Here is a 21256-nt window from a genome sequence, read left to right on the forward strand (position 1 = left end):
ACTTGTCGTTTTTGAAAATCAATTGATCAGGATAAAAAGGCCTAAAACGTTACAAAAATTCTTGACTGCCGATATCGAACAGCGTTCGGAAGTATTGGTCAATAGTATTAAAATAGATTACTTAACCTTTTTTGGAAAGGAATTAGCAGCCTCTAATGATTCGTTAATTATTGAGATATGGGCACATGTCTATGCTAGTTATTTTGCTAAAGCGATGAAAAATCTAATTAGTTTAAAATTGGTTGAGAAAGCTGCAGATTTTATTATCAATCGGAGTGACACTATTGATTGCGGTGAAAGTGAAGTAGACAGTAACAGGAAGTTTTGGGATATATTGGCAAATTTTAAAGGCATTATCTTAACATTTTTGCCAAAGCGATTGAAATAAGATAAGAATCAAAAAGCCTCAACTTTCGTTAAGGCTTCTTGCGGGCCGGACGGGACTCGAACCCGCGACCTCCGCCGTGACAGGGCGGCATTCTAACCAGCTGAACTACCGGCCCGTTTCCCAAAACGAAATCACTTTCGGATTGGGATTGCAAATATAGCGTCTTTAATTTATTTTACAACAAAAAAGTTAAAATAATTGTAAGTCGTTAAATGACAGCACCTTCTTTCATCTTCTCTGCATTCTCTGCAAATTGTAGGGCATCGATTAACTCTTGTACACCACCATCCATTACACCATTTAAGTTATATAACGTCAAACCAATACGATGATCCGTTACTCTACCTTGTGGATAATTATATGTTCTAATTTTAGCAGATCTATCTCCTGTAGACACCATTGTTTTACGTCTAGCTGCAATATCACCGTTCTTTTTCTGCAATTCGATGTCATATAGCTTGCTACGCAACATCTCCATTGCGATTAAACGGTTACCCAATTGCGATCTATCTTGCTGACAAACCACTACAATACCAGATGGTTTATGCGTTAATTGTACTTTAGTTTCGACCTTGTTTACATTTTGCCCACCAGCACCACCAGAACGCGAAGTGTGTAATTCGATATCTGCTGGGTTAATGTACAAATCAATTTCTTCAGCTTCTGGTAAAACAGCAACAGATGCCGCCGAAGTATGCACTCGACCTTGTGTTTCTGTGTCTGGCACACGTTGTACACGATGTACACCCGATTCATATTTCAACTGTCCGTAAACATCCTCTCCACTCACCTTTAAAATCACCTCTTTATATCCCCCCGCGGTACCTTCAGTTACATCAACTGTTTCTACTTTCCAACCTTTTTGGTCAAAAAAGCGGCTGTACATTCTATACAAATCACCAGCAAATAATGCCGCTTCATCACCGCCGGTTCCACCTCTAATCTCAAAAACTGCATTTTTAGCATCTTCAGGATCTTTTGGTATCAACATCAAACGGATATCTTCCTCCATTTTTTCTTGTTGTGCCAACAGTAAATCCAACTCCTCTTTTGCCATCTCACGCATTTCCTGATCTTTCTCAGTGCTCAAAATCTCTTTGTTGGCATCAATATTACTCATCACATTCTTGTAGATTTTATATTCATCCACAATCTTGCCTAAATCCTTATATTCTTTATTTAAAGCAGCAAAACGCTTCATATCCTGTATCGTATCAGGATTGCTTAATTGCTCTTCTACATCTTCCCAGCGCAACTTTATCGCTTCTAATTTCTCTAACATAGTTTTAAAATCTTTTGTACAAAAGGTATCCCTTGGGGAAAATATGCTTCGCTACACTAAACAAAGCAAGCCCCGCTTTACGTTAAAATTTCCAAAAAAGAAAATTCCACTTCTCCCGATAACTTATCGGGACGGGCTTATTAAACACAAACCTGTGCAATAAAGATGCAAAAATAAGGAAAAAAAGCGGAAAGACTAAGCTCCGTTAATAGTTCTCAGTTTACAAACAGATTAAACACTTTTATAATAGGCTAGGTGCAAATCTTCGCCATCAAATACCCCATAAGAATTATAATTAATCCATTCTCCTATATTCACATAACGGCTATTAATATTCAATTGAATATCTAAAGGCAAATGCCGATGTCCAAAAATGAAATAATCAAAGTGTTCTTTTTCCAATTGTTCTTTAGCAAAAATAGCAAGCCATTCATTTTCATTGCCTAAAAATACCTCTTTTTTATTGCTAGCAATTCTACTATTTCCAGACCATCCATTAGCAATAAACAATCCAATGCGAGGCGGTAAAACAGAAAATAACCACTGACAAACGCGATTTCTAAAAACTTTTCTCAAAAATTTATATTTCGCATCTCCTGGGCCTAATCCATCTCCATGGTGTAAATAAAACTTTTTTCCATTTCTTTCAATAATTAATTCGTCACTAATAATTTCGATACCTATTTCTTTTGTGAAATAATCGTTCACCCACATATCGTGATTTCCCTTGAAGAAATAGATTTTAATGCCGACATCCGCCATTTGCGCCAATTTACCCTGCAAACGAATAAATCCCTTTGGAATAACCTTACCATATTCAAACCAGAAGTCAAAAACATCGCCCATTAGGAAGAGTTCTGCACACGTTGGTTCAATAAAATCCAACCAATTTACAATTCGTTCTTCACGTTTACGACTCTCCTCATAATTAGGCGCACCTAAGTGGAAATCAGAAGCAAAATAAATGTTTTTATTCATGTATAAGTCAAAGGTAGCGGAAAATGATTAATTTTTAGCATCTTACCATTTGGGTATCGTATACTACAACAAAATATAGTTCTGCTTCAGTAGTTAATAACATTTTTATAAAATAAAAACTACTGAATTCGTAGATTTTATTTAAAATAATTTGGAACATATCTAAATAGTGTTTGTGATTTTGTAACTTTGCCTCAAATTTTAATACATGATTTCTACTGATATAGCCATTATTGGCGCCGGACCTGTAGGTTTATTTGCCATTTTTGAAGCCGGATTATTAAAAATGCGTTGTCATCTTATTGATTACTTACCTCAAGTTGGTGGTCAGCTTTCAGAAATTTATCCAAAAAAACCTATATATGATATCCCAGGATATCCAACTGTATTGGCTCAAGAATTAGTTGACAATTTAGTAGAACAGGCTAAACCTTTTCATCCAGGTTATACATTGGGTGAGAGAATTGAGGGCTTGGAAAAACGTGGCGAAGCAGATTTTGTATTAACAACTAACATGGGCACCATTATCGAGGCTAAAGTTGTTGTTATTGCTGGTGGATTAGGCTGTTTTGAGCCTCGGAAACCTGCTGTTGCTGGCTTAGACCAATTTGAAAATGGAAGAGGTGTAAACTATATGATTCTAGATCCTGAGAAATATCGTGGTCAAAAAATGGTAATTGCTGGTGGTGGCGATTCTGCTTTAGATTGGACCATCTTCTTAGCAGATATTTGTTCTGAATTAACTTTAGTGCACAGAAGTGAGAGCTTTCGTGGTGCACCAGACTCTGTTGCTAAAGTAATGGAATTGGCTGAAAGTGGAAAGATTAATTTAGTCCTAAATAGTAATTTAAATTCAGTTACCGGTAATGGCAAATTAGAGAATGTAGAAGTAATACATAATCGTACAATGGAGACTACTTCTTTCGCTGCAGATCATCTTATTCCATTATTTGGTTTAAGCCCGAAATTAGGCCCCATAGAGCAATGGAATTTAAACATAAGCAAAAGTGCTATTGAAGTAAATACTGATGATTATTCGACTAATATCCCAGGTATTTACGCAATTGGCGATATTAATACCTATACCAATAAATTAAAGTTAATTTTATGTGGTTTCCATGAAGCCGCTTTAATGAGCCATAGCGCTTATCAGTATATGAATCCAGGTATTAAATATACTATGAAATATACTACTGTTAATGGTGTAACCGAATTTTAAGAATGGAAGCAAACGATATTTCTATACAAGTTGAGGACCGCGAAGGTAATATTAGTACATTAATTGCTCCTACTGATATGGGCTTAAGTTTAATGGAGTTCCTAAAAGCTAGCGAATATGATATTCTAGCTACTTGTGGTGGAATGGCATTATGCGCAACTTGCTGTGTAGATGTTATGGAAGGTGAAGAAAAGCTCAACGAAATGAGTGATGACGAATATGCTATGTTAGATACTTTACCAGATTTATTGCCAAATTCTAGGCTTGCTTGCCAATTACAATTAAGCCCATCTATGGACGGGCTTAAAGTTAGGTTACATGCAATGGATTAGGAGGCAAATTTTTAAATAAATTAAAAAAGGAGAACCAAATGGTTCTCCTTTTTTATACAATTTCTAAAAATAATATTATAAAAAATCCCCAACAAAATTTGCTGGGGATTTCTCATTTCAATAATATTATCTATTGTCTAACCCACGATTCTCTTAAACCTCTATTAGCGAATGTCCAATCAATATTGAAACTCTTAGTAGCAGTATTTAAAGTAAATGATTGTATTGAATTAGCATAATTAGTAGCACCATTATAAGGTTTAACCTCAGTAATTGCTGTATTATCACCATTAAATTGGTATTCTACAAAACCACTATAAGTTTGAGCAATATATTGAACTCTAACTCTATTAGGCCCTACAGTTGATAATTTAATGCCAGCTTCAGTATACTGACCAATATTGGCATCAATTTGACCATAGTTATTATCTACGCTGTAAACATAACTACCTTCCCATATACTTTTAATAGGTAAGTTATAAATTACTGTACCAAAGTTACCGCTAATTATTGCAGCCGAAGTAGAATTGATTTTAATACCTAAAACGTTAGATTGAGACTGATTCAAAAGATTAGTTTTAATGGTTACATCAAAACTTGCAAATTTCTCGCCTTTCTTAATTGTAACCGTACTTGGAAACGAATAAGTAGTTGCATTCATTTGAACATATGGAAATTGCGCTGTTGGATATGCAGCATTCCATTTAGTTACAGCTTCGGGTGCTGCAGCTAACGTCACTGTGATATCTTGTGGAGCAACGTCTTCAGCACCAGCATATCTAACTGATGTAGTAAATTTTGCTGTTGCAACAGTAGGATCCAACGTTGTTGGTGTATAAGCGAATACTGGAGCTCCAGATGGAGATGATGGTGTACCAGTATTTCCGAACTCAACTACATTGCCTGCTGATTTTTCAGGGTCTAATACCATTGTATCATCTTTCAAGCATGACGTTAGTGACACAACTAGAAATAACAATGCTATAGATTTATTAAAGACTTTTTTCATTTTATTATAATTTAAATGAGTTTATTTATTAATTTAAATCCCAAAAGATTAACGAGCTGAATTTATTAATGCCAGCTGGAGCATTAACAGGATTTAAGTTATACTCTTCTTGAGGATACAAAACTCTTGTTGGCAATTTATCTACGTGAGTAGAAACTGATTGTTTAGAAGCAAAAGTTAAAATCGGATCAGATGAGCCATTTACGATGAATGGATACCCTGTACGCCTAAATTCATTGAAATTCTCATCATTAGCGATCATATTTAAAGCAATATACTTTTGAGTAATGATGGCTTCAATTTTTTCGTCCAAAGAAACTGCCAAAGTCCAGTTAACCAAACGATTTAGCACATTAGCATTTTTGTAAGTAGCAAAATCTGTAGCAACATTAGCTGCTAAAGCAGTATTTGTTGAAGTTACAAGATCAGCAGTTTTGTACAAATAATTAAATGACTGTTGCATTCCTAAATCAAAGGCTGTTGCAGCGTTTCCTGCAAGATATCCTCTAGCAAAAGCTTCTGCTTGTAAGAAGTTACTTTCAGTTGCTAACAATACTGGAGCCGCTTGAGTTGGGCTTTTTGCAACACCTAATACAGATGCAGTTGTTGTAGAAACAGCAGTAGTCCATGCAGAACCAGCAGAAGAAGCAGCTGGAACACCTGCAGATTCATCTCCTAATTGATTGATAATTGTTGAAGGATAGCCTCTATAAATAGTTTTAGCTCTTCCTGGATCAGATATTTTACCACCATTATAGAAACTATACATCCATTTTGTAGGAATTCTACTTGTAGTTGTGTTGGTGTTTGTACCAGAGAAACCAATAGATGCCCACGTAGGGTTTGGTCTATCTGTTTTAACATACCCTGGCTGAACAACAGCATCAGTAGATAAGAAACCTGAAGCTAAATCAATTGCAGCAAATTGAGCTGTCGCATAAGCTTGGTGAGCAGGAACTCCAGCCATTTTAATTAGCATTCTAAGTTTGACTGTGTTAGCAAACTTTTTCCAAAGGTTCATATCACCAGCAAACATAGGATCTGTGTTTGCTACAATTTTATTAGTAGAAGCAGATGCTTGTGCAGTAGTGATATCTGCAACAGCTTTGGTTAATTCTGCAATACAAGCTTTGTAAACATCTTCAGCTTTATCATATTTTGGTTGTAAAACTTCAGTACCTTTCAATGCATCAGTATATGGTACATTATTGAACTGATTAACCAAACGCTCAAATGCAAATGCTTTCATAATTCTAGCTATGCTAGTAGAGTAAGCTAATTTAATGTCACTACTGGTTTCATTAATTACATATTGAAAATCGTTTGCATTATCATAACTAGCAGACCATAAACCAGCGTAATCCCCAGTTCCGAAATCATAAGTTACAACAGATCCAAATCCGCCGAAACCTCCCGCATTAGCTCTAGCTCCAGAAAAATCTGCAAAACTGATATTAAATGTGTTACTAATTGAAGCTGCACCAACTATTGCTTGTGGTAATACCACAGCCGGCGTTGCAGATGTAAAGTTATTTGGGTTTGCATTGATATCCAAGTACTTTTTACAAGAACTTGCAGACACCAAGACCACGCCTAACATTATATATTTAAATATTTTTTTCATGTTCTTTTATATTATAAAGTTACTGACAAACTAAACCCGTAAAATCTACCTGGAGGCGTTTGGCTTAATGAAGTGAAACCAATGGCATTACTTGAAGAATCAAATGCGCTATACTCAGGGTCAGTATAAAGGTTGGTTTTAGGGGCCCATAAGAACAAATTACGTCCTTGAACACTCACTGTAGCACCTTTCACAAATTTAATGTTACTGAATACTGATTTTGGTAAATCATAAGATAATGAAAGCTCACGCATTTTCCAGAATGCAGCAGAATAAGTATAGTTAGAGTTTACACTAGTGTTTGATGGACCATTTGTCCAGAAATCAACACCACCAGTTCTTGTTGTAATATTTGTATTAGCAACATACGTATTTGTTACAGGATCTAAATAAGATGAATTAGGAACAACAAAACGCTCTCTGTTAAAGTAAGTAGTTCTAATACCCGCTCCTGAGAAATCATATCCTGTACTACCACCTGTATAAATTACGTTACCAGAACGATATTCAAATACAGTAGCTAGTCGGAAACCTTTGTACTCGGCAGATAAATCAAGGCCTAAACGATGTCTTGGCTCTGTAATACCTAAACTAGAGGTAGCTGTTGTAGCACTAGGGAAACCAGTAATACGATCAACAATAATTCTTCCTTGTGGATCTTTGTTATAAGTAGTTCCTTTTAATAATGGGAATGACTGGCCAACTTCAGCAACAATATTCGCAGTACCAAAAGTACCTAAACTGATAAAGTTTTGATCAGTACTAATTGAAAGCACTTTATTTTTGTTGTAGGTATAGTTAGCACCAACAGAAACTTCTAAACCATAAGAAGTACGGATTGGAACAACTCTTAATGAAGTTTCTAAACCATAATTTTGAACTTCACCAGTATTAGTTAAATATCCAGTAAAACCAGTTGCTGAAGGAATTTGAACAGAAACAGTTTGATCTACGGTATTTGATTTATAAGCTGTTGCACTAAAGTTAACTCTAGATTTAAACATTTCCAAATCAAAACCACCCTCAAGTGAAGTTGTAACCTCTGGTTTAATATCTGGAGATACAACAGCATTACCAATACCAAATCCTGGCACACCTGAATAAGGGAACCCATATTGTTGACTAAACGTTGGCTGTAATCTGTAAGCACCTAGGTTAACCAAACCAACTTTAGATACACCACCTCTTAACTTTAAAGAACTAATTACTTTAGATTCTTTCAAGAAAGGAATTGCATCAGAAGCAATGAATGAAATATCAGCAGCTGGATAGAATAATGATCTATTTTCTTGTGCTAATACAGAACGCCAGTCATTTCTAGCTGTTAAGTGTAAGTATAAATAGCTTCTAAAACCTAAACGAGCATCAGCATAAACACCTATTTGACGTACACGACTATTACTTTCACTTCCATTAGTATTACCAGTAGTATTAGATACATTATATAATCCAGGGATAACCATTGCTGAAGAACCAGCAGCTACACCTTTAGTAATATTATCACGTGAACTTGCACCTAAAATTGCATTTAAAGAGAAATCTTTACTCAACTGTTTGATGTATTGAGCCTGGAATTCAGGATTTAATTGCGTTTCATAACTTGATGCATCACTTACACTTCCTGGTCTATTTGAAAAGTTTGATGTAATCCCTAATCTATAAGTAGAGAAGGTATATTTATCTGACCAGGACTTACTTGATACGTTTCTAGTTGACATACTTACACGGAATAAGAATGACAACGCTTCAATTGGAGAATATTTCAATTGAACGTTACCAGTCAAATAGTCATTTCTCGTTAAAGTTCTTGAATTTCCTAAAGTAAAGTAAGGGCTATCATAGTATTCATTATAAAAACCATCTGGAGTAGAGTATGGATCAGTTCTCCAATTTTTATAGCGTGTTAAAGGAATTTGACCAGGAGACATTAATACGTTATTAAATGCTGTACCAGAGTCACCAAGATCATATCTGTTTTGAACATAGTTAGCGTTGAATGCAAAACTTACGCCTTTCATCAAATCTTTTGCTCCATTTAAACGGATAGTAAAACGATTAAATTTATCACCAGGAACAGTACCTGTTTGATCAAAATACTGAGATGATAAATAGTAAGAACCTTTATCATCACCAGATGATAAGCTAAAATCTGTTTGGTTGTTTACACCAGTTTCCCAAAATTGTTGTTTACCTTCATCTTCATTCCAAGAATATGGAACAGTTTGAATAGAACCATCAACTAGTGGCTTACCTATTACTTTCATTGAACCATCAAAAGCAGGTCCATACTGCTGGTTTTCGTATGGTGTGTAACTTGGAATATCATCCGGACCTGTTCCTGAACCAAATCTTTGTTGCAACTTAGGCAAATAAGAAATAGTCTCTAAACTAGTAGTTTGACCAACTTTAATTTGAGTAACACCTCTTTTACCAGTTTTTGTAGTAATGATTAACGCTCCGTTTGATGCATCAGAACCGTATAAAGCTGCAGCACCTGCACCATTTAATACTTGGATATCTTCAACATCTTCTGGGTTTAAGTTTCCTAAAATACTACTTGGAACGATTACGTTATCAACAACAACCAAAGCTTGGTTATTACCTAATAACGAACGATTACCACGCAAAACCAAACGAACACTTGGGTTAACACCAGAACTAACTGCGTTTACTTGCAAACCCGCAACTTTACCAGTTAATGCACTAGCAACATTAAAAGCTTTTGCTTGTGTTAATTCTTTTGATTTAACAGTAGTAGATTGGTTACCTTGCTCACGACGTTTAATGTTCACACCACCCGCCGTAACAACTACTTGATCTAAAGTTTTTGAATCTAAAACTAAAGAAACATTTATTGCACTTCCAGAAATAGCTACTTCTTGAGTAGAATATCCTAAGTAAGAAACCTGTAACGTTCTGCCATTTGCAGGAACTTTTAAGGTAAACTTACCATCTACTCCTGTTGTAGTTCCAACTGCAGGAGCTTCTTTTACTTTTATGGACGCACCTGGGATAGGTAGCCCATCTTCACTTGCTTTAATTGTACCCGTTACTATACGCTCTTGAGCGAAAGCGGCCACGGATAGTGTACACAAGATGAATAAACTTAGTACAAGTTTTTTCATAAATTAATAAAATTTAGGTTAGTTAATAGTTAATTAATTCCTAAATATGAGTAAAAGTATGTTTGAATCAAAACTTTAATATGTTAAATTAATTAATAAAAATCATAAGGTGTTGGTTTTCAATTACTTAAATTTTAACACTTTTTAACACTTGCAGGAGTAGAATTGGGAGTTTTAGAAGAATAAAAATTATGCACCTATAACTTAAAATATAGTTAATCAAGCGTTTGCGTCAAATTTAATTTTCTAAAGTAAAAGATTTTACTGGGGTTCCAATTGTTTTATATAACCCATCTCCTTTAAGAATGGCTAGCATTTGTTGCTGATTATTAAGTAACGTTTTTGCTTGTAAAATTTCTTTATCGTATTGAAATGCTTGCTCAATTTTTCCTTTCTCGAAATAATAACGACTAATAATTTGAGTTTCCAATACTCTTCTGATTTCTGTTTTATGTGTTATTAAATCAGTCTTTTTGGCACTTAGCATTTTCGATTTTAATTCTTCTAAATCTCCTTTAACTGCTGCTAGCTTGTTCTCGTTTTCTGCTTCCGTCCTTAAATCGGATAATAAACGCTCTGTTCGAGAAGTATAGCTATAATCTTTATCTGCTAATGAATTAACAAATTGAGTATAATCAGCATCGCTTAATTGAAAGGTTTTAACATTGGCTATTTCCTTATTTGCCTTTTTATAACTATTTGCATAATCAAACAAAAGATTTTTACTAATTAATGATATAGTAATAGGACTATACTTAATTGGCACTATAAATACGTCTGGATAAACTCCATTACCATTGTATACTGTTCTGCCAGTTTTTGTATTATAGGCTTTCATTACAGAGTCAGCGAATTTTTCTGCTTGTCCATTCTGATTTTTATGTGCATAATCTAAAGCTTGAATGCATCGTCCAGATGGCGTATAATACTTTGCAACGGTTACCTTAACTAAACTATTGTATGGAAGATTAAAAGTTTGTTGTACAAGACCTTTGCCATAACTGCGTTGACCAATGATAATTGCTCTATCTAAATCTTGCAATGCACCTGCTACAATTTCTGAAGCCGAGGCTGATGAACCATTCACCAAAACAATCAATGGCACCTGTGGAGATACAGGTTGATTAACTGTCTTGTAGGCAATTGTCTTTTCAGGATTTCTTCCTTTTTGAGTAACCACTAAAATGTTTTTATCTACAAATAGATTTACAATTTTAACCGCCTCTTGTAAAATACCACCCCCATTGTTACGTAAATCGAGTATTATTCCTTTTGGTTTTTCTTTATTGATGTTTTCTAATGCATTCGCAACTTCTTGTCCTGAGTTCTCTAAAAATTTATCTAGTCGGATATAGCCAATCTGATTATCCAAAATACCAGAATAGGATACATTTGGTTGTTTAATCTCCTCTCTAACTATGGTTTTATTCAATACTGCTCCATCTCTTATGATAACTAAACTTAGTGAAGAACCTTTCGGGCCACGTAATAGTTGACTAATTTGATTTCTGTCTTTTCCTTTTGTGTCAATCCCATTGATTTTTACAATTTGATCACCAGGCTTAACACCCTGTTTATTTGCGGGATTTCCTTCACTTACTTCGTTAACAAAAAGTTTTCCTTCAATAAATAAGGTGCCAGCACCTATACCACCGTATTGAGTGCTTACATATTTTAATTTATAATCTTCTATTTCAGATTCTGGAATATATTCCGTGTAAGGATCAAGTCCTTCTAACATTGCATCAATGCCGATGCGCATCAGGTCTGTAGGATTTGTCTCTTCTACATAATTGATGTTAATCTCTTTGTAGAGTGATGCGAAAACATCTAAGTTCTTAGATACTAGAAATAAATCTTCTTTAAAGGCAAATGTTAATGATAACAAGCCAATGGAAAACAATAAGATACCAATTTTAACCTTCTTCATTTACCTTTTAATAATAGAGGTAAACTTACAAAAAAGTGCTAGGATTAAAAACTCGTTATTACAAGCGATTACCCTTTGGATCAGCCAGTGCTTTACGAATAGTAAATTCGATATATTCCTGATCTCTTTTGACTAAAGTCATTAACTTTTGTACTAGCTGATCTTCTTGACCAGATGAAAAAGAAAGATCTGCCTGAGTTAAATCACGGTATTTTCTTAAGAATTTAATTTTAACCCTTTCCCAGGTTTCAGGAGTAAGTGTAAAGTTTGCCATTGTTAAAATACTTTGATGCAAAAGTATAAAAATTTAGGAATTATACTGTTAATTAAGAGATGAGATTCCGTAAAAGAATTGCTTGAAAAGCTGCCAGAATACTAAATAATGCTTTGTTTAAAAGCAAGTTATGTGTAAATTTAATTAATTCACCTTATTAATCAATTTAGTATGAAAAATCTAATCACCAAATTGGCAGTAGTTTTATTATTTTTTGCCCTAACCTCTTTAAAAAACAAAGACGATGTAGGATATGTAACACTTGAAGTAAGTTACATTCAAACCATGGGCGGTCAAGCCACCATCTTAAACACAGACACTTATACCTATTATTACCTGAATGCAGTGGATACCCAAGATCAGATTGAAGTGCCTTATGGAAATTATGAATTAGTTTCTGCTTCAACCAATTCTTGCTCACCTCCATTAATCAGTAGTGTAACTACATCAACTGGTTATACAAATTTTACACTAGATGCAAACAACCAGAGTTTTGGCATTTCGGCCAGTTGTTATTAAAAATGTATTACTAAAAAAGGGTGGGTGCTAATTAGCACCCACCCTTTTTTGTTTTATTAATGTTTATCTGACGTAGTAAAAAGAAATATAAGGTTTCCTTGTGGCGTCAGTCTTGTCTGGGTATCCTATAGCATAAGCTGTATAAACCCGTTGATTGTTAAAAGTACTTGCACTTGTGTAGGTTGCAATAATATTGGTTGTAAGATTTGCCGCTCCTGCAGCTCTAACATCCCACTTAGTAGTAATGCTAGCCTGTGAAGTAGGCAACACGAATTTGTCGCTAATAGACATATACGCAATATTTGAAGCAACCTTGTTAGTACCTACCCACAAATCTACTGATGGCACAGTTGGCATCAAATTCACAAATCTCATTCTCACGAAACCTGAATCAGGTATTGATGCATCTTCCTCAACAAATAAGCTTTTTCTAGCAGCGGTATCAGTTACATGTAAAGAATACCTCTTGCCGGCTGTCGCAGCTACTGTAGTGGTATAGATCTCTACCGAATCAATATTAGTTCCTCTTTTAGGAATAGTGATCGACACTTTTGTATTTGCCCCTGGATCAACTGGTAAGTAATCTCCTGTATTGCTTCCCAAAGTATTGAAACCTCCCCCAGGAAAAGGAGTTCTATTGAGGATAAGTCCGCTTACTCGCACGTCATTTATTTTCACCTGGACCCCAGGATTATTAAAAAACGCGACGTTATAATTAACCTTAATTAATGCTTTCGCACCTTGATCTACGATATCGTATTCTGAGAACACATTATCACCACCTGTTTTCTTACAACTAATAAAAGCAACAGTTAAAACAGATAGAAGGGATATAATTGAAAAAATCTTTTTCATAATTTGTGAATTAGTTAGTTGGTAAAGTAAACCAGGTCTCTTGATAAACATATAACGGGCTATTCCCCCCCCAAACATCTAACTCAGCTCTATTCCAAACATATTCTGAGTTGTATCTTGGTCTGATCCGGTAAACATACATTGGAATAGAGTTTTTTGTGGCCGCTGCCTCTGAGCTTTCCAATGGTTTCCATTGTCTAAATACTGCAGGATCCCAATGATATTTACGCATATCGGCAAATTGTTCGTAGCCAGCCCATCCCCATTGTGCAATGTACTTTTGACCCATGATATCAGCAATAGTTAAGTCGGCACCACTTTGCGCTACTTCACTTGAAGTCATATAAGCACTTATCTCTGCTGCAGTAATTGCAGGGGCTACTGTACTACCATTTCTTCCATAAGTATTTACAAAATCCATATGTCCTCTGATACCTCTATCATAAGCAGTCCATGCACCTCCTTTATCTCCTTTAATAAATAGTGCTTCTGCTTTCATAAATTGCAATTGAGCAAAAGTAAATAAAGGGTATTTACCTCCCCCAACATTAGAAAAAAGATATTTACCTGGATACGGTGGCAATGCCGATCCCATTACCGATGGAATAGTCTTAGTTGTAGGAACATCACCTTTGGTAGCAATAACTCCTCTATAAACTCCATTTGTTGCAGGAACAGTAGTTACCATTGGATTGATCATTCTGGTTAAACGTGGATCTAAAGAAGATGTTGGATTAAGTGCTGGTGCACCTCTTAACCCACCTGTCAAATAATTCACAATTGGTTGACCAATCCTATTTATTGATACGCTTGTAAAAAAGCCATTTGTTACACTATTAGGGTTTGAGTTAGCTGGTAAAGTTCCATCATAGCTAATTGTAGCATCTTCGCTAGCATTCAATACAGTTCCACCAAATGACAGGTCAACATATTTAACAACACTATCTGCATATTTAGCGCCAAATTCTGGTTTGTTAATTAGGTGAGTGTATTGTGTAGCCAAAACCGCATATACAAATTTTTTCCATTTCTGTCTATAAGTGGTGATATTTCCAAAGCCTGATTGTCCAAATATATAGTCAGTTCTTGAAAGAACACTACTAAAATCTGCTGCATCAGGTGTATTTAATAACACCAACGCTTCTTGGCACCACTCTCTTACCTTTGCGTAAACCATTGGTTGATCTTGATAGTTGAAGTATAAACGATCTTGAAATGCCTGATCTAAGATAATTGGACCATGTTGATCGGTTAAATGTTGGAAACCCCAAGCCTTAATGGCCATACCTACACCAGCTAGTGTATTGTTTCCTAAACCTTTGGCACCTTTAACCATATCTTCTAAGTTAACACCTGCATCTACATATACGTGTCTCCACAAAACACCTCCATCAGAATCTCCTGTGCTCCAACCATGGCGTTCAAAAGTAGAAATTGCCGCTTGAGAGCCCATGTTTTGGGTTAGTTTAAACTGTACGTTTCCGTTATCAGTAGATGAGGCCTCACCCATTTTTGCAATAATTGATGACAAATAGAACTCTGGCTTTGTCGTTTGAGGCGCAGCTGGATCGGTATTGACGTCAAGCCACTTTTTACATCCTGTTGCAATAAACAGGAGTGCAAATAGATATATTATTTTAATATGTTTCATGTTATAAAACTTTAAGCTTAAATTATAGTTTAATTCTTAATCCGATGTTTACACCCAATGGACGACCCATGCTCCCGTAATCGATACCATAACCACCAACACCACCCGTAGCTGGAGTATTACCATTTACATCTGGATCGATTCCTGAATAGTTGGTAATTAAGAATAGATCCGTAAAGGTTACATATATACCAGCACTAGATAAAAACTTGGTTCTAGCTGCCCACGAAGCAGGCAGGTCATAAGATACAGTAACATCTCTTAATCTAAATGTATTGATGTCTCTTTCTAAGAACTGCTCAGGTGCTATACCGCCAACAGTATTGTTATAGTAGTTACTGTTAAGTCCTGGTGTAATCATAATATTATTGATTGTAGGGTTAGCTGTATTTTCTAAACCATCAGCGAGCACACCTTTTAAAATCCTAGGTTGATCACGATCAAGCGTTTTAACACTTAAACCTCTTCTATACAACTCGTATTCTGTTTGATTGTAAACATCACCACCAATCCTCATATCGAATAGGAAGGAAAGATTGAAGTTTTTATAATGGAAGCTGTTTAAATAACCTAAAGTGAATTTAGGTGCTCTATCGCCTAGGTATACAAAATCAGACGAGCTTTTTAAGATCGGCAATCCAGTAGTTGGACTGATCAATAGGTCTCCTCTGTCGTTTCTTGAATTCACCCAACCTACGAGTGCATAAGTACTCCTACCTGGTCCAGTTCCTGCTCTTGCACCATTAGCAATCCAAGTATCAGAGTTATAGTATTCTGGAAGATCTTCTGCTACGCTATTTACTATCCCTCTGTTGCTGGTAAAGTTAAAGGTCATGTTCCAATCGAAATCCTTTTTTCTAATTGGAGAACCTTTTAATTGAACTTCATAACCATAATTTTCTACACTACCGCCATTCATGATTCTAATTACAGAACCACTACCATAGCTGGTACGAGGTGAAATAATTTGGCCACGGCTTTCTCTGTTATAGTACGTAAAATCAACACTAATTCTATCTTTCAAAAAGCCTAGTTCAGTTCCAACTTCCCAATCAATTGTTTTTTCTGGAACCAAGTCTGGGTTACCACCATTAGCCAAGTCATATTTAAAACCACCACCGCTTGTGGTTACTGTACCCAATCTTGTACCAAGTGCATAATATTTACTTGGTTCTTTACCCGTTTCTCCATAAGATGCTCTTAATTTACCCGAACTTAACCAATCTACCTTCTTAACTGCTTCTAATTCGGTAAAATTAAAGGCCAAACTTGCAGATGGATAAGCGAAATAAGGATTATTAGGCATCATACGTGAAGCCGCATCAGCTCTCATTGACAAGGTTAAATACACTAAAGATTTATAACCCATAATTGCTTGTAAAAACGCCCCTGCATTTCTACGTCTATAAATCGCTAAATAAGCAGATTGTGTAGTTGGCAAAGTGTTGTTGATACTATAAAAATTAGGGTCAAACATATTCTGTCCACGTGCCGAATTTGTTGTATTGTTATAGTCTGTACCATTCAAACCTAAAATATAGGTGTTATTGAAATCGCCAAATGTATGTTTTGCAGTAGCAGTGAATGATCCTTCAAACTGTTTTACTACATTCTGATACGTATTGATCACACCCCCTCTCGGTGTTGCTGCACTACCCGACCCAGAGTACGATTGCGTATTATAAACAAGCTTACCATCAGTATTGATAATATTAGCACCTAAGATAGCAGTTAACGATAGCCATTTGTTTGGCTTGATGGTTACGTTGGTATTTAACATTACGTTATTAGTTCTATCATCGGCCAAGTTTTTGTTAAGCTCCCATAGTGGATTATCAAACTCTGTATATATTGTTCCCGTAGTTAATACACGATTACCATTAGCGTCAATCCAGTTGTTAATATCGTAACGAGCTGGATAAAGTAACAGATTCATTAAATAACCTGCTAAGCCTTTATTCGCTTTTTTATTGTAAGCATTAGTATAGCTAAAGCGCGTAGTTAATTTAATTGCTGGCGACAAAGCAGCTTGTCCAGCCAATGAAGTAGTGAACTTTTTATATTGTGTGGTAGGAATTGTTCCCTTATAATCCAGATATTCTGACGACCAACGATAAGTAAATGATTCTTTACCACCCTCAAATACTAGGTTATTACTTTGCTTAGTACCTGTTTTAAAGAAGCTGCCAACATTATCATAAACTTTAACAGCATCGAAATATTTTGGCCCAAAATAACTGGTAGAACCACCTTGAAATACCCCATTCGCATCACCTTGGCTATAAACCTGTTGTACCTCAGGGGTATTATTTACAGTTTCAAGCCTTAATGAACCATTATAAGAAACTGAAGCTTTACCTGCTTTTGCTTTTTTTGTGGTAATTATAATAGCACCACCTGCACCTAAGTTTCCATATAATGCCGTTGCTTCTGGCCCTTTCAAAATCACATAACTTTCGATGTCTGCCGGATTAATGTCTGAAGATCTGTTGGTATAATCTTGATTTCTGTTAGTCCCTTGAATAGTAGTACTCATCTGGTTTACCACTGAATTGTCAATTGGCACACCATCAACCACCATTAAAGGCTGGTTATCACCACTTAATGAATTGATACCTCTTAAAATGATTTGAGACGAAGCACCTGGATCACCACTAGTAGGATTAATGGATAAACCAGGAACACGCCCTGCTAAACCATTGATAAAGTTTTCTCTCCCTGTTTGAGTAACTTCATCGCCATCTACTTTAGATAAAGAGTACCCAATACTTTTCTTGTCCCTTTCTACATTATAAGCTGTAGTAATTGTTACCTCTTTTAATGTGCTTGCATCTTCTTTTAGCACAGTATTAATTGTGGCGCTTGAGCCAACAGTTCTTTCTTCGGTTGTACGGCCCAAAAAGATAAATTGTAGAACATCTCCTTGTTTGGTTTTAATGGAGTACAACCCTGTAGGGCTAGTTTGTACAGCGATAGTAGTTCCTTTAATTTTGACAGAAGCCCCTGGAATGGGCTGTCCATCTTCTGCTGAAGTTACTTTACCGGTAACCGTTACTTGTTGTGCTATAACTTGTATAGCAAACAAAAACGTGCCCAAAAACAGCATGAGTAGTTTTTTTTTCATAAACGTGAATTTGGTTAATAAATAAGTTTTGTTTTTTGTTGATTGTTGTGGTCTTGCCAAACCCGCAATAATACGCAAAGTAGCAATTGTCAAGTAAATATCATAAATGTTTTTGACTAAAAAAAGAAATTTTACAACTAATTTAATATGAATTTCAAATTTATGTCGCATAAAACCGCAAAAAGCAGCATAATATTTTTAAATTTTATATCTTTAGTATTCCAAAACGCTATATATGTTAAAAAAAGAAAGACACGATTTCGTTATGCGACAAATTAATTTGCATAATAGAGTACTCACTTCAGATCTTGTTCAATTATTGAATGTTTCTGAAGATACTATAAGAAGGGATTTACAAGAAATGTCCGATGATAATTTATTATATAAAGTTCATGGCGGGGCTCTTTCTAAATCTTACCATTCTACTTTTGATGATAGCACTGTATATGCTAAAGAAGCTAAGATTAACATTGCAAAAAAAACCCTTCCATTAATTAAGGATGGAATGGTAATTTTAACTGGTGGTGGAACTACAATAATAGAATTAGTAAAACAATTACCTGAAAACTTAGCTGCTACTTTTTTTACCATTAGTCCCTTAGTAGCAATTGAGCTAGCCAAGTATAGAAAGATTGAAGTGATTATAATTGGCGGTATGTTTTCTAAAAACTCTCAAATTACCTATGGCGGTCATGTAATTAGCCAGCTTTCTGAAATTAATGCTGATCTATGCTTATTGGGCACAAGTGCCATACATCCCAACGATGGCCTTACCGACACAGATTGGGAAATCAATCAGTTAAAGAAAACAATGCTAAGTTCATCAAGGAAATCTGCAATTTTGTGTATTTCAGAAAAGCTGAATATTTCCCTTAGAATTAAAGTGGCATCGTTGGAAAATATTAGTTACTTGATTACAGAGCTAGAACCTGAAAATTTACAACTAGAAAATTATAGAGTTAAAGGTTTACGTATTTTATAGTTTGAATTCTATTTGGAGCATTTGTTGCTATCCAAAATCCTATTAGAAGAATACTAGTTGCTGTATTCAACACACTCGGCAAGTCAGTCGACAAATTTACTCATGTCATTAATAAATATTTGGCTTATTGAAATTCATATGGGTTAATTTTTCCATCTTCTTATATCACTAGCCTAAACTTTTCTAAAACGAATTCCAATTTCTTTTCTTCGAATTTGCCAAATTAAATAAGGAACATCTAAAATCACGATTTGATTCAACAGACAAATCAGCCCAATTTTTTTGAACTCTTTCGTGGCAACCAAGTATTCCTAACAGCTATACATTTTCTCTCCTAATGAAGTGGTTTTTCTGTGATAGTAAATGATGTCAACTTTATAGTAAGTCCGCATAGAGTCCGCATTAAGTCCGCGTTTTATCTGAAAAATGCGGACTTAATGCGGATTTACTTTGGTGTTATACTGATGTTGATTTAAAGCAATATAACTAATAACAATTAGTGGTTGATTTTACATAAAATGGTTAGTATTTCTGACGAATTAGTTCATTATAAGACATAACGATATCAAAAGAGATTTCATTCTTTAAAAATATCGGAAAGAAATCCTTTAAGCTCAGACCTTAGCAACTAATTTGGCAAGCAGATTTTGCCCATACAAACTGAAGGAACCCCTTCTCTATCTCCGAAATTAATTGGATTTCCTGCTAAGGTTTCATTTGCCAATAACGCAAAAAGAACAGCCTCCTTGGCGTCTGGATTAATTTCTAATTCATCGGTTGTACTAAAAATTGCTTTTGGCAGTGCGTTTTTTAATATTTTAACTAATAAAGGATTATGCATTCCGCCTCCACTCATAAATATTTTTGGTAATGTGGTAGAGTCAATGGTTTTTTCGATACCATCAACAATTGCATTTGCAGAAAAGTGACATAAAGTTGCTAGTATATCTTCATTACTAATGGTGGTTGTTTCACTAATTTCTTGTGCTTTTTTCAAATAATCCAAATTGAATAGTTCTGGTCCAGTCGTTTTAGGGAAAGATGTTTCGAAAAACTCATTTTTTAATAATGCTTTCAATAAAGATGGATTCAGTTTTCCTGCCATAGCTCTTTCCGCATTTTTATCATAGTATGTACCAGGATAGTTTAATTGTATAAACTGGTCCATTAAAGTATTACCCGGTCCAACATCTGTAGAAAAAACCTTAGCAGCATCCTTGTCTCCTGGCAGGAAAGTAAAATTGGCAATTCCCCCAATATTTAACATTATTCTATTTTCATCCTTTTTAGAAAAAACTAAATAATCTCCATAAACGGCAAGTGGAGCGCCTTCTCCTCCAGCAGCGAGATGTTTTTGCCTAAAATCTGCTAGTGTTATAATACCTGTTGCTACAGCAATATGATCTCCATCTCCTATTTGTAAAGTTGCATTAGGGTAATTGCTTTTACCATGTAGTGATTTGGGTGCATGGAATATAGTTTGTCCGTGACTAGCAATTACATCAATGTCAGAAGTACTAATATTCCATTTTTTTAATGCATTTAATATCAACTCTGCGTGTGTAAAGCCTATAAGCTCATTTAACAAACACACTTTTTCTAAATCTGCATCTCTTCTAGAAAATATACTTTTCACATCTGCTCTAAAATCATCTTGATAAGGCATTGTTATAAAGTTGAGTAGCTTAACTTCAGTTTTACTGCCGCTATTTTTACATAAACATAACGCAATGTCTAAACCATCCATAGAGGTGCCCGACATTAGCCCAATAATTAACCTTTCCTTTTTATTTGCAATTGAATATAGCTTTTCAATATTGGTGTTCATAAGAATAAAATGTGTCTAAATATCAAACGTTTGATTGCGGTTTTAATGATATTTCATAAAAATACTTGCGATAAAAGTAAATAACCTTTATTAAAAAGTGCTTAATACTCTCTATATTTACTGCTCCGTTCACTAA

General features: G+C 35.1%; 16 protein-coding genes and 1 tRNA gene. 5 read left to right on the forward strand and 12 right to left on the reverse strand.

Annotated elements, in window-relative coordinates; genetic code table 11:
* On the forward strand, positions 1–388 hold a 388-nt coding region (locus WC622_RS13275), incomplete at its 5' end, for a hypothetical protein (protein ID WP_372820183.1).
* 41 nt (positions 389–429) lie between these two features.
* Here WC622_RS13275 and WC622_RS13280 read toward each other — a convergent pair.
* From WC622_RS13280 to WC622_RS13290, 3 genes are all read right to left on the reverse strand, one after another.
* Positions 430–503 (reverse strand) — tRNA-Asp (locus WC622_RS13280).
* A gap of 93 nt (positions 504–596) precedes the next feature.
* Positions 597–1670 (reverse strand): peptide chain release factor 1, encoded by a 1074-nt coding sequence (gene prfA / locus WC622_RS13285; RefSeq protein ID WP_372820184.1) that lies wholly within the window; start codon positions 1668–1670, stop codon positions 597–599.
* A gap of 231 nt (positions 1671–1901) precedes the next feature.
* Positions 1902–2648, reverse strand: coding sequence for a UDP-2,3-diacylglucosamine diphosphatase (locus tag WC622_RS13290; protein WP_372820185.1), 747 nt, complete (start codon positions 2646–2648; stop codon positions 1902–1904).
* Between the two features lie 208 nt (positions 2649–2856).
* Here WC622_RS13290 and WC622_RS13295 point away from each other — a divergent pair, with 208 nt between their 5' ends.
* Both WC622_RS13295 and WC622_RS13300 read left to right on the forward strand, forming a co-directional pair.
* Complete coding sequence (locus WC622_RS13295) at positions 2857–3867, forward strand: NAD(P)/FAD-dependent oxidoreductase (RefSeq protein ID WP_372820186.1); 1011 nt, start codon at positions 2857–2859, stop codon at positions 3865–3867.
* Positions 3868–3869: 2 nt separating this feature from the next.
* Positions 3870–4199, forward strand: a complete 330-nt coding sequence (locus tag WC622_RS13300) for a 2Fe-2S iron-sulfur cluster-binding protein (protein ID WP_372820187.1) — start codon at positions 3870–3872, stop codon at positions 4197–4199.
* A gap of 130 nt (positions 4200–4329) precedes the next feature.
* On the opposite strand, the gene WC622_RS13305 is transcribed toward WC622_RS13300, so the two are convergent.
* From WC622_RS13305 to WC622_RS13325, 5 genes are all read right to left on the reverse strand, one after another.
* Positions 4330–5208 carry a DUF1735 domain-containing protein gene (locus WC622_RS13305; protein ID WP_372820188.1) on the reverse strand — a complete coding sequence of 293 codons (879 nt, stop codon included), beginning with the start codon at positions 5206–5208 and terminating at the stop codon, positions 4330–4332.
* Between the two features lie 28 nt (positions 5209–5236).
* Positions 5237–6832 carry a SusD/RagB family nutrient-binding outer membrane lipoprotein gene (locus WC622_RS13310; protein WP_372820189.1) on the reverse strand — a complete coding sequence of 532 codons (1596 nt, stop codon included), beginning with the start codon at positions 6830–6832 and terminating at the stop codon, positions 5237–5239.
* Between the two features lie 11 nt (positions 6833–6843).
* Positions 6844–9957, reverse strand: a complete 3114-nt coding sequence (locus WC622_RS13315; RefSeq protein WP_372820190.1) for a SusC/RagA family TonB-linked outer membrane protein — start codon at positions 9955–9957, stop codon at positions 6844–6846.
* A gap of 238 nt (positions 9958–10195) precedes the next feature.
* Positions 10196–11887 (reverse strand): S41 family peptidase, encoded by a 1692-nt coding sequence (locus WC622_RS13320; RefSeq protein WP_372820191.1) that lies wholly within the window; start codon positions 11885–11887, stop codon positions 10196–10198.
* A 58-nt stretch (positions 11888–11945) separates the two neighbouring features.
* A complete protein-coding gene (locus WC622_RS13325; protein ID WP_372820192.1) occupies positions 11946–12161 on the reverse strand; it encodes a hypothetical protein in 216 nt (71 codons plus the stop codon).
* A 171-nt stretch (positions 12162–12332) separates the two neighbouring features.
* Between WC622_RS13325 and WC622_RS13330 the strand changes: the two genes are divergently transcribed.
* Positions 12333–12680, forward strand: a complete 348-nt coding sequence (locus tag WC622_RS13330; RefSeq protein ID WP_372820193.1) for a hypothetical protein — start codon at positions 12333–12335, stop codon at positions 12678–12680.
* A gap of 63 nt (positions 12681–12743) precedes the next feature.
* On the opposite strand, the gene WC622_RS13335 is transcribed toward WC622_RS13330, so the two are convergent.
* Genes WC622_RS13335 through WC622_RS13345 form a run of 3 tightly spaced genes read right to left on the reverse strand, consistent with a single transcriptional unit; the run spans position 12744 to position 18310 of the window.
* Complete coding sequence (locus WC622_RS13335; protein ID WP_372820194.1) at positions 12744–13535, reverse strand: DUF4397 domain-containing protein; 792 nt, start codon at positions 13533–13535, stop codon at positions 12744–12746.
* Between the two features lie 10 nt (positions 13536–13545).
* A complete protein-coding gene (locus WC622_RS13340; RefSeq protein ID WP_372820195.1) occupies positions 13546–15186 on the reverse strand; it encodes a SusD/RagB family nutrient-binding outer membrane lipoprotein in 1641 nt (546 codons plus the stop codon).
* Positions 15187–15208: 22 nt separating this feature from the next.
* Positions 15209–18310 (reverse strand): SusC/RagA family TonB-linked outer membrane protein, encoded by a 3102-nt coding sequence (locus tag WC622_RS13345; RefSeq protein WP_372820196.1) that lies wholly within the window; start codon positions 18308–18310, stop codon positions 15209–15211.
* A gap of 235 nt (positions 18311–18545) precedes the next feature.
* On the opposite strand from WC622_RS13345, the gene WC622_RS13350 reads away from it, so the two are divergent.
* Complete coding sequence (locus tag WC622_RS13350; RefSeq protein WP_372820197.1) at positions 18546–19292, forward strand: DeoR/GlpR family DNA-binding transcription regulator; 747 nt, start codon at positions 18546–18548, stop codon at positions 19290–19292.
* A 628-nt stretch (positions 19293–19920) separates the two neighbouring features.
* On the opposite strand, the gene WC622_RS13355 is transcribed toward WC622_RS13350, so the two are convergent.
* Positions 19921–21120 carry an anhydro-N-acetylmuramic acid kinase gene (locus tag WC622_RS13355; RefSeq protein WP_372820198.1) on the reverse strand — a complete coding sequence of 400 codons (1200 nt, stop codon included), beginning with the start codon at positions 21118–21120 and terminating at the stop codon, positions 19921–19923.
* Positions 21121–21256 lie beyond the last annotated feature (136 nt).

The sequence above is a fragment of the Pedobacter sp. genome, from assembly GCF_041662865.1.
In the GTDB taxonomy this organism is placed as follows: domain Bacteria; phylum Bacteroidota; class Bacteroidia; order Sphingobacteriales; family Sphingobacteriaceae; genus Pedobacter.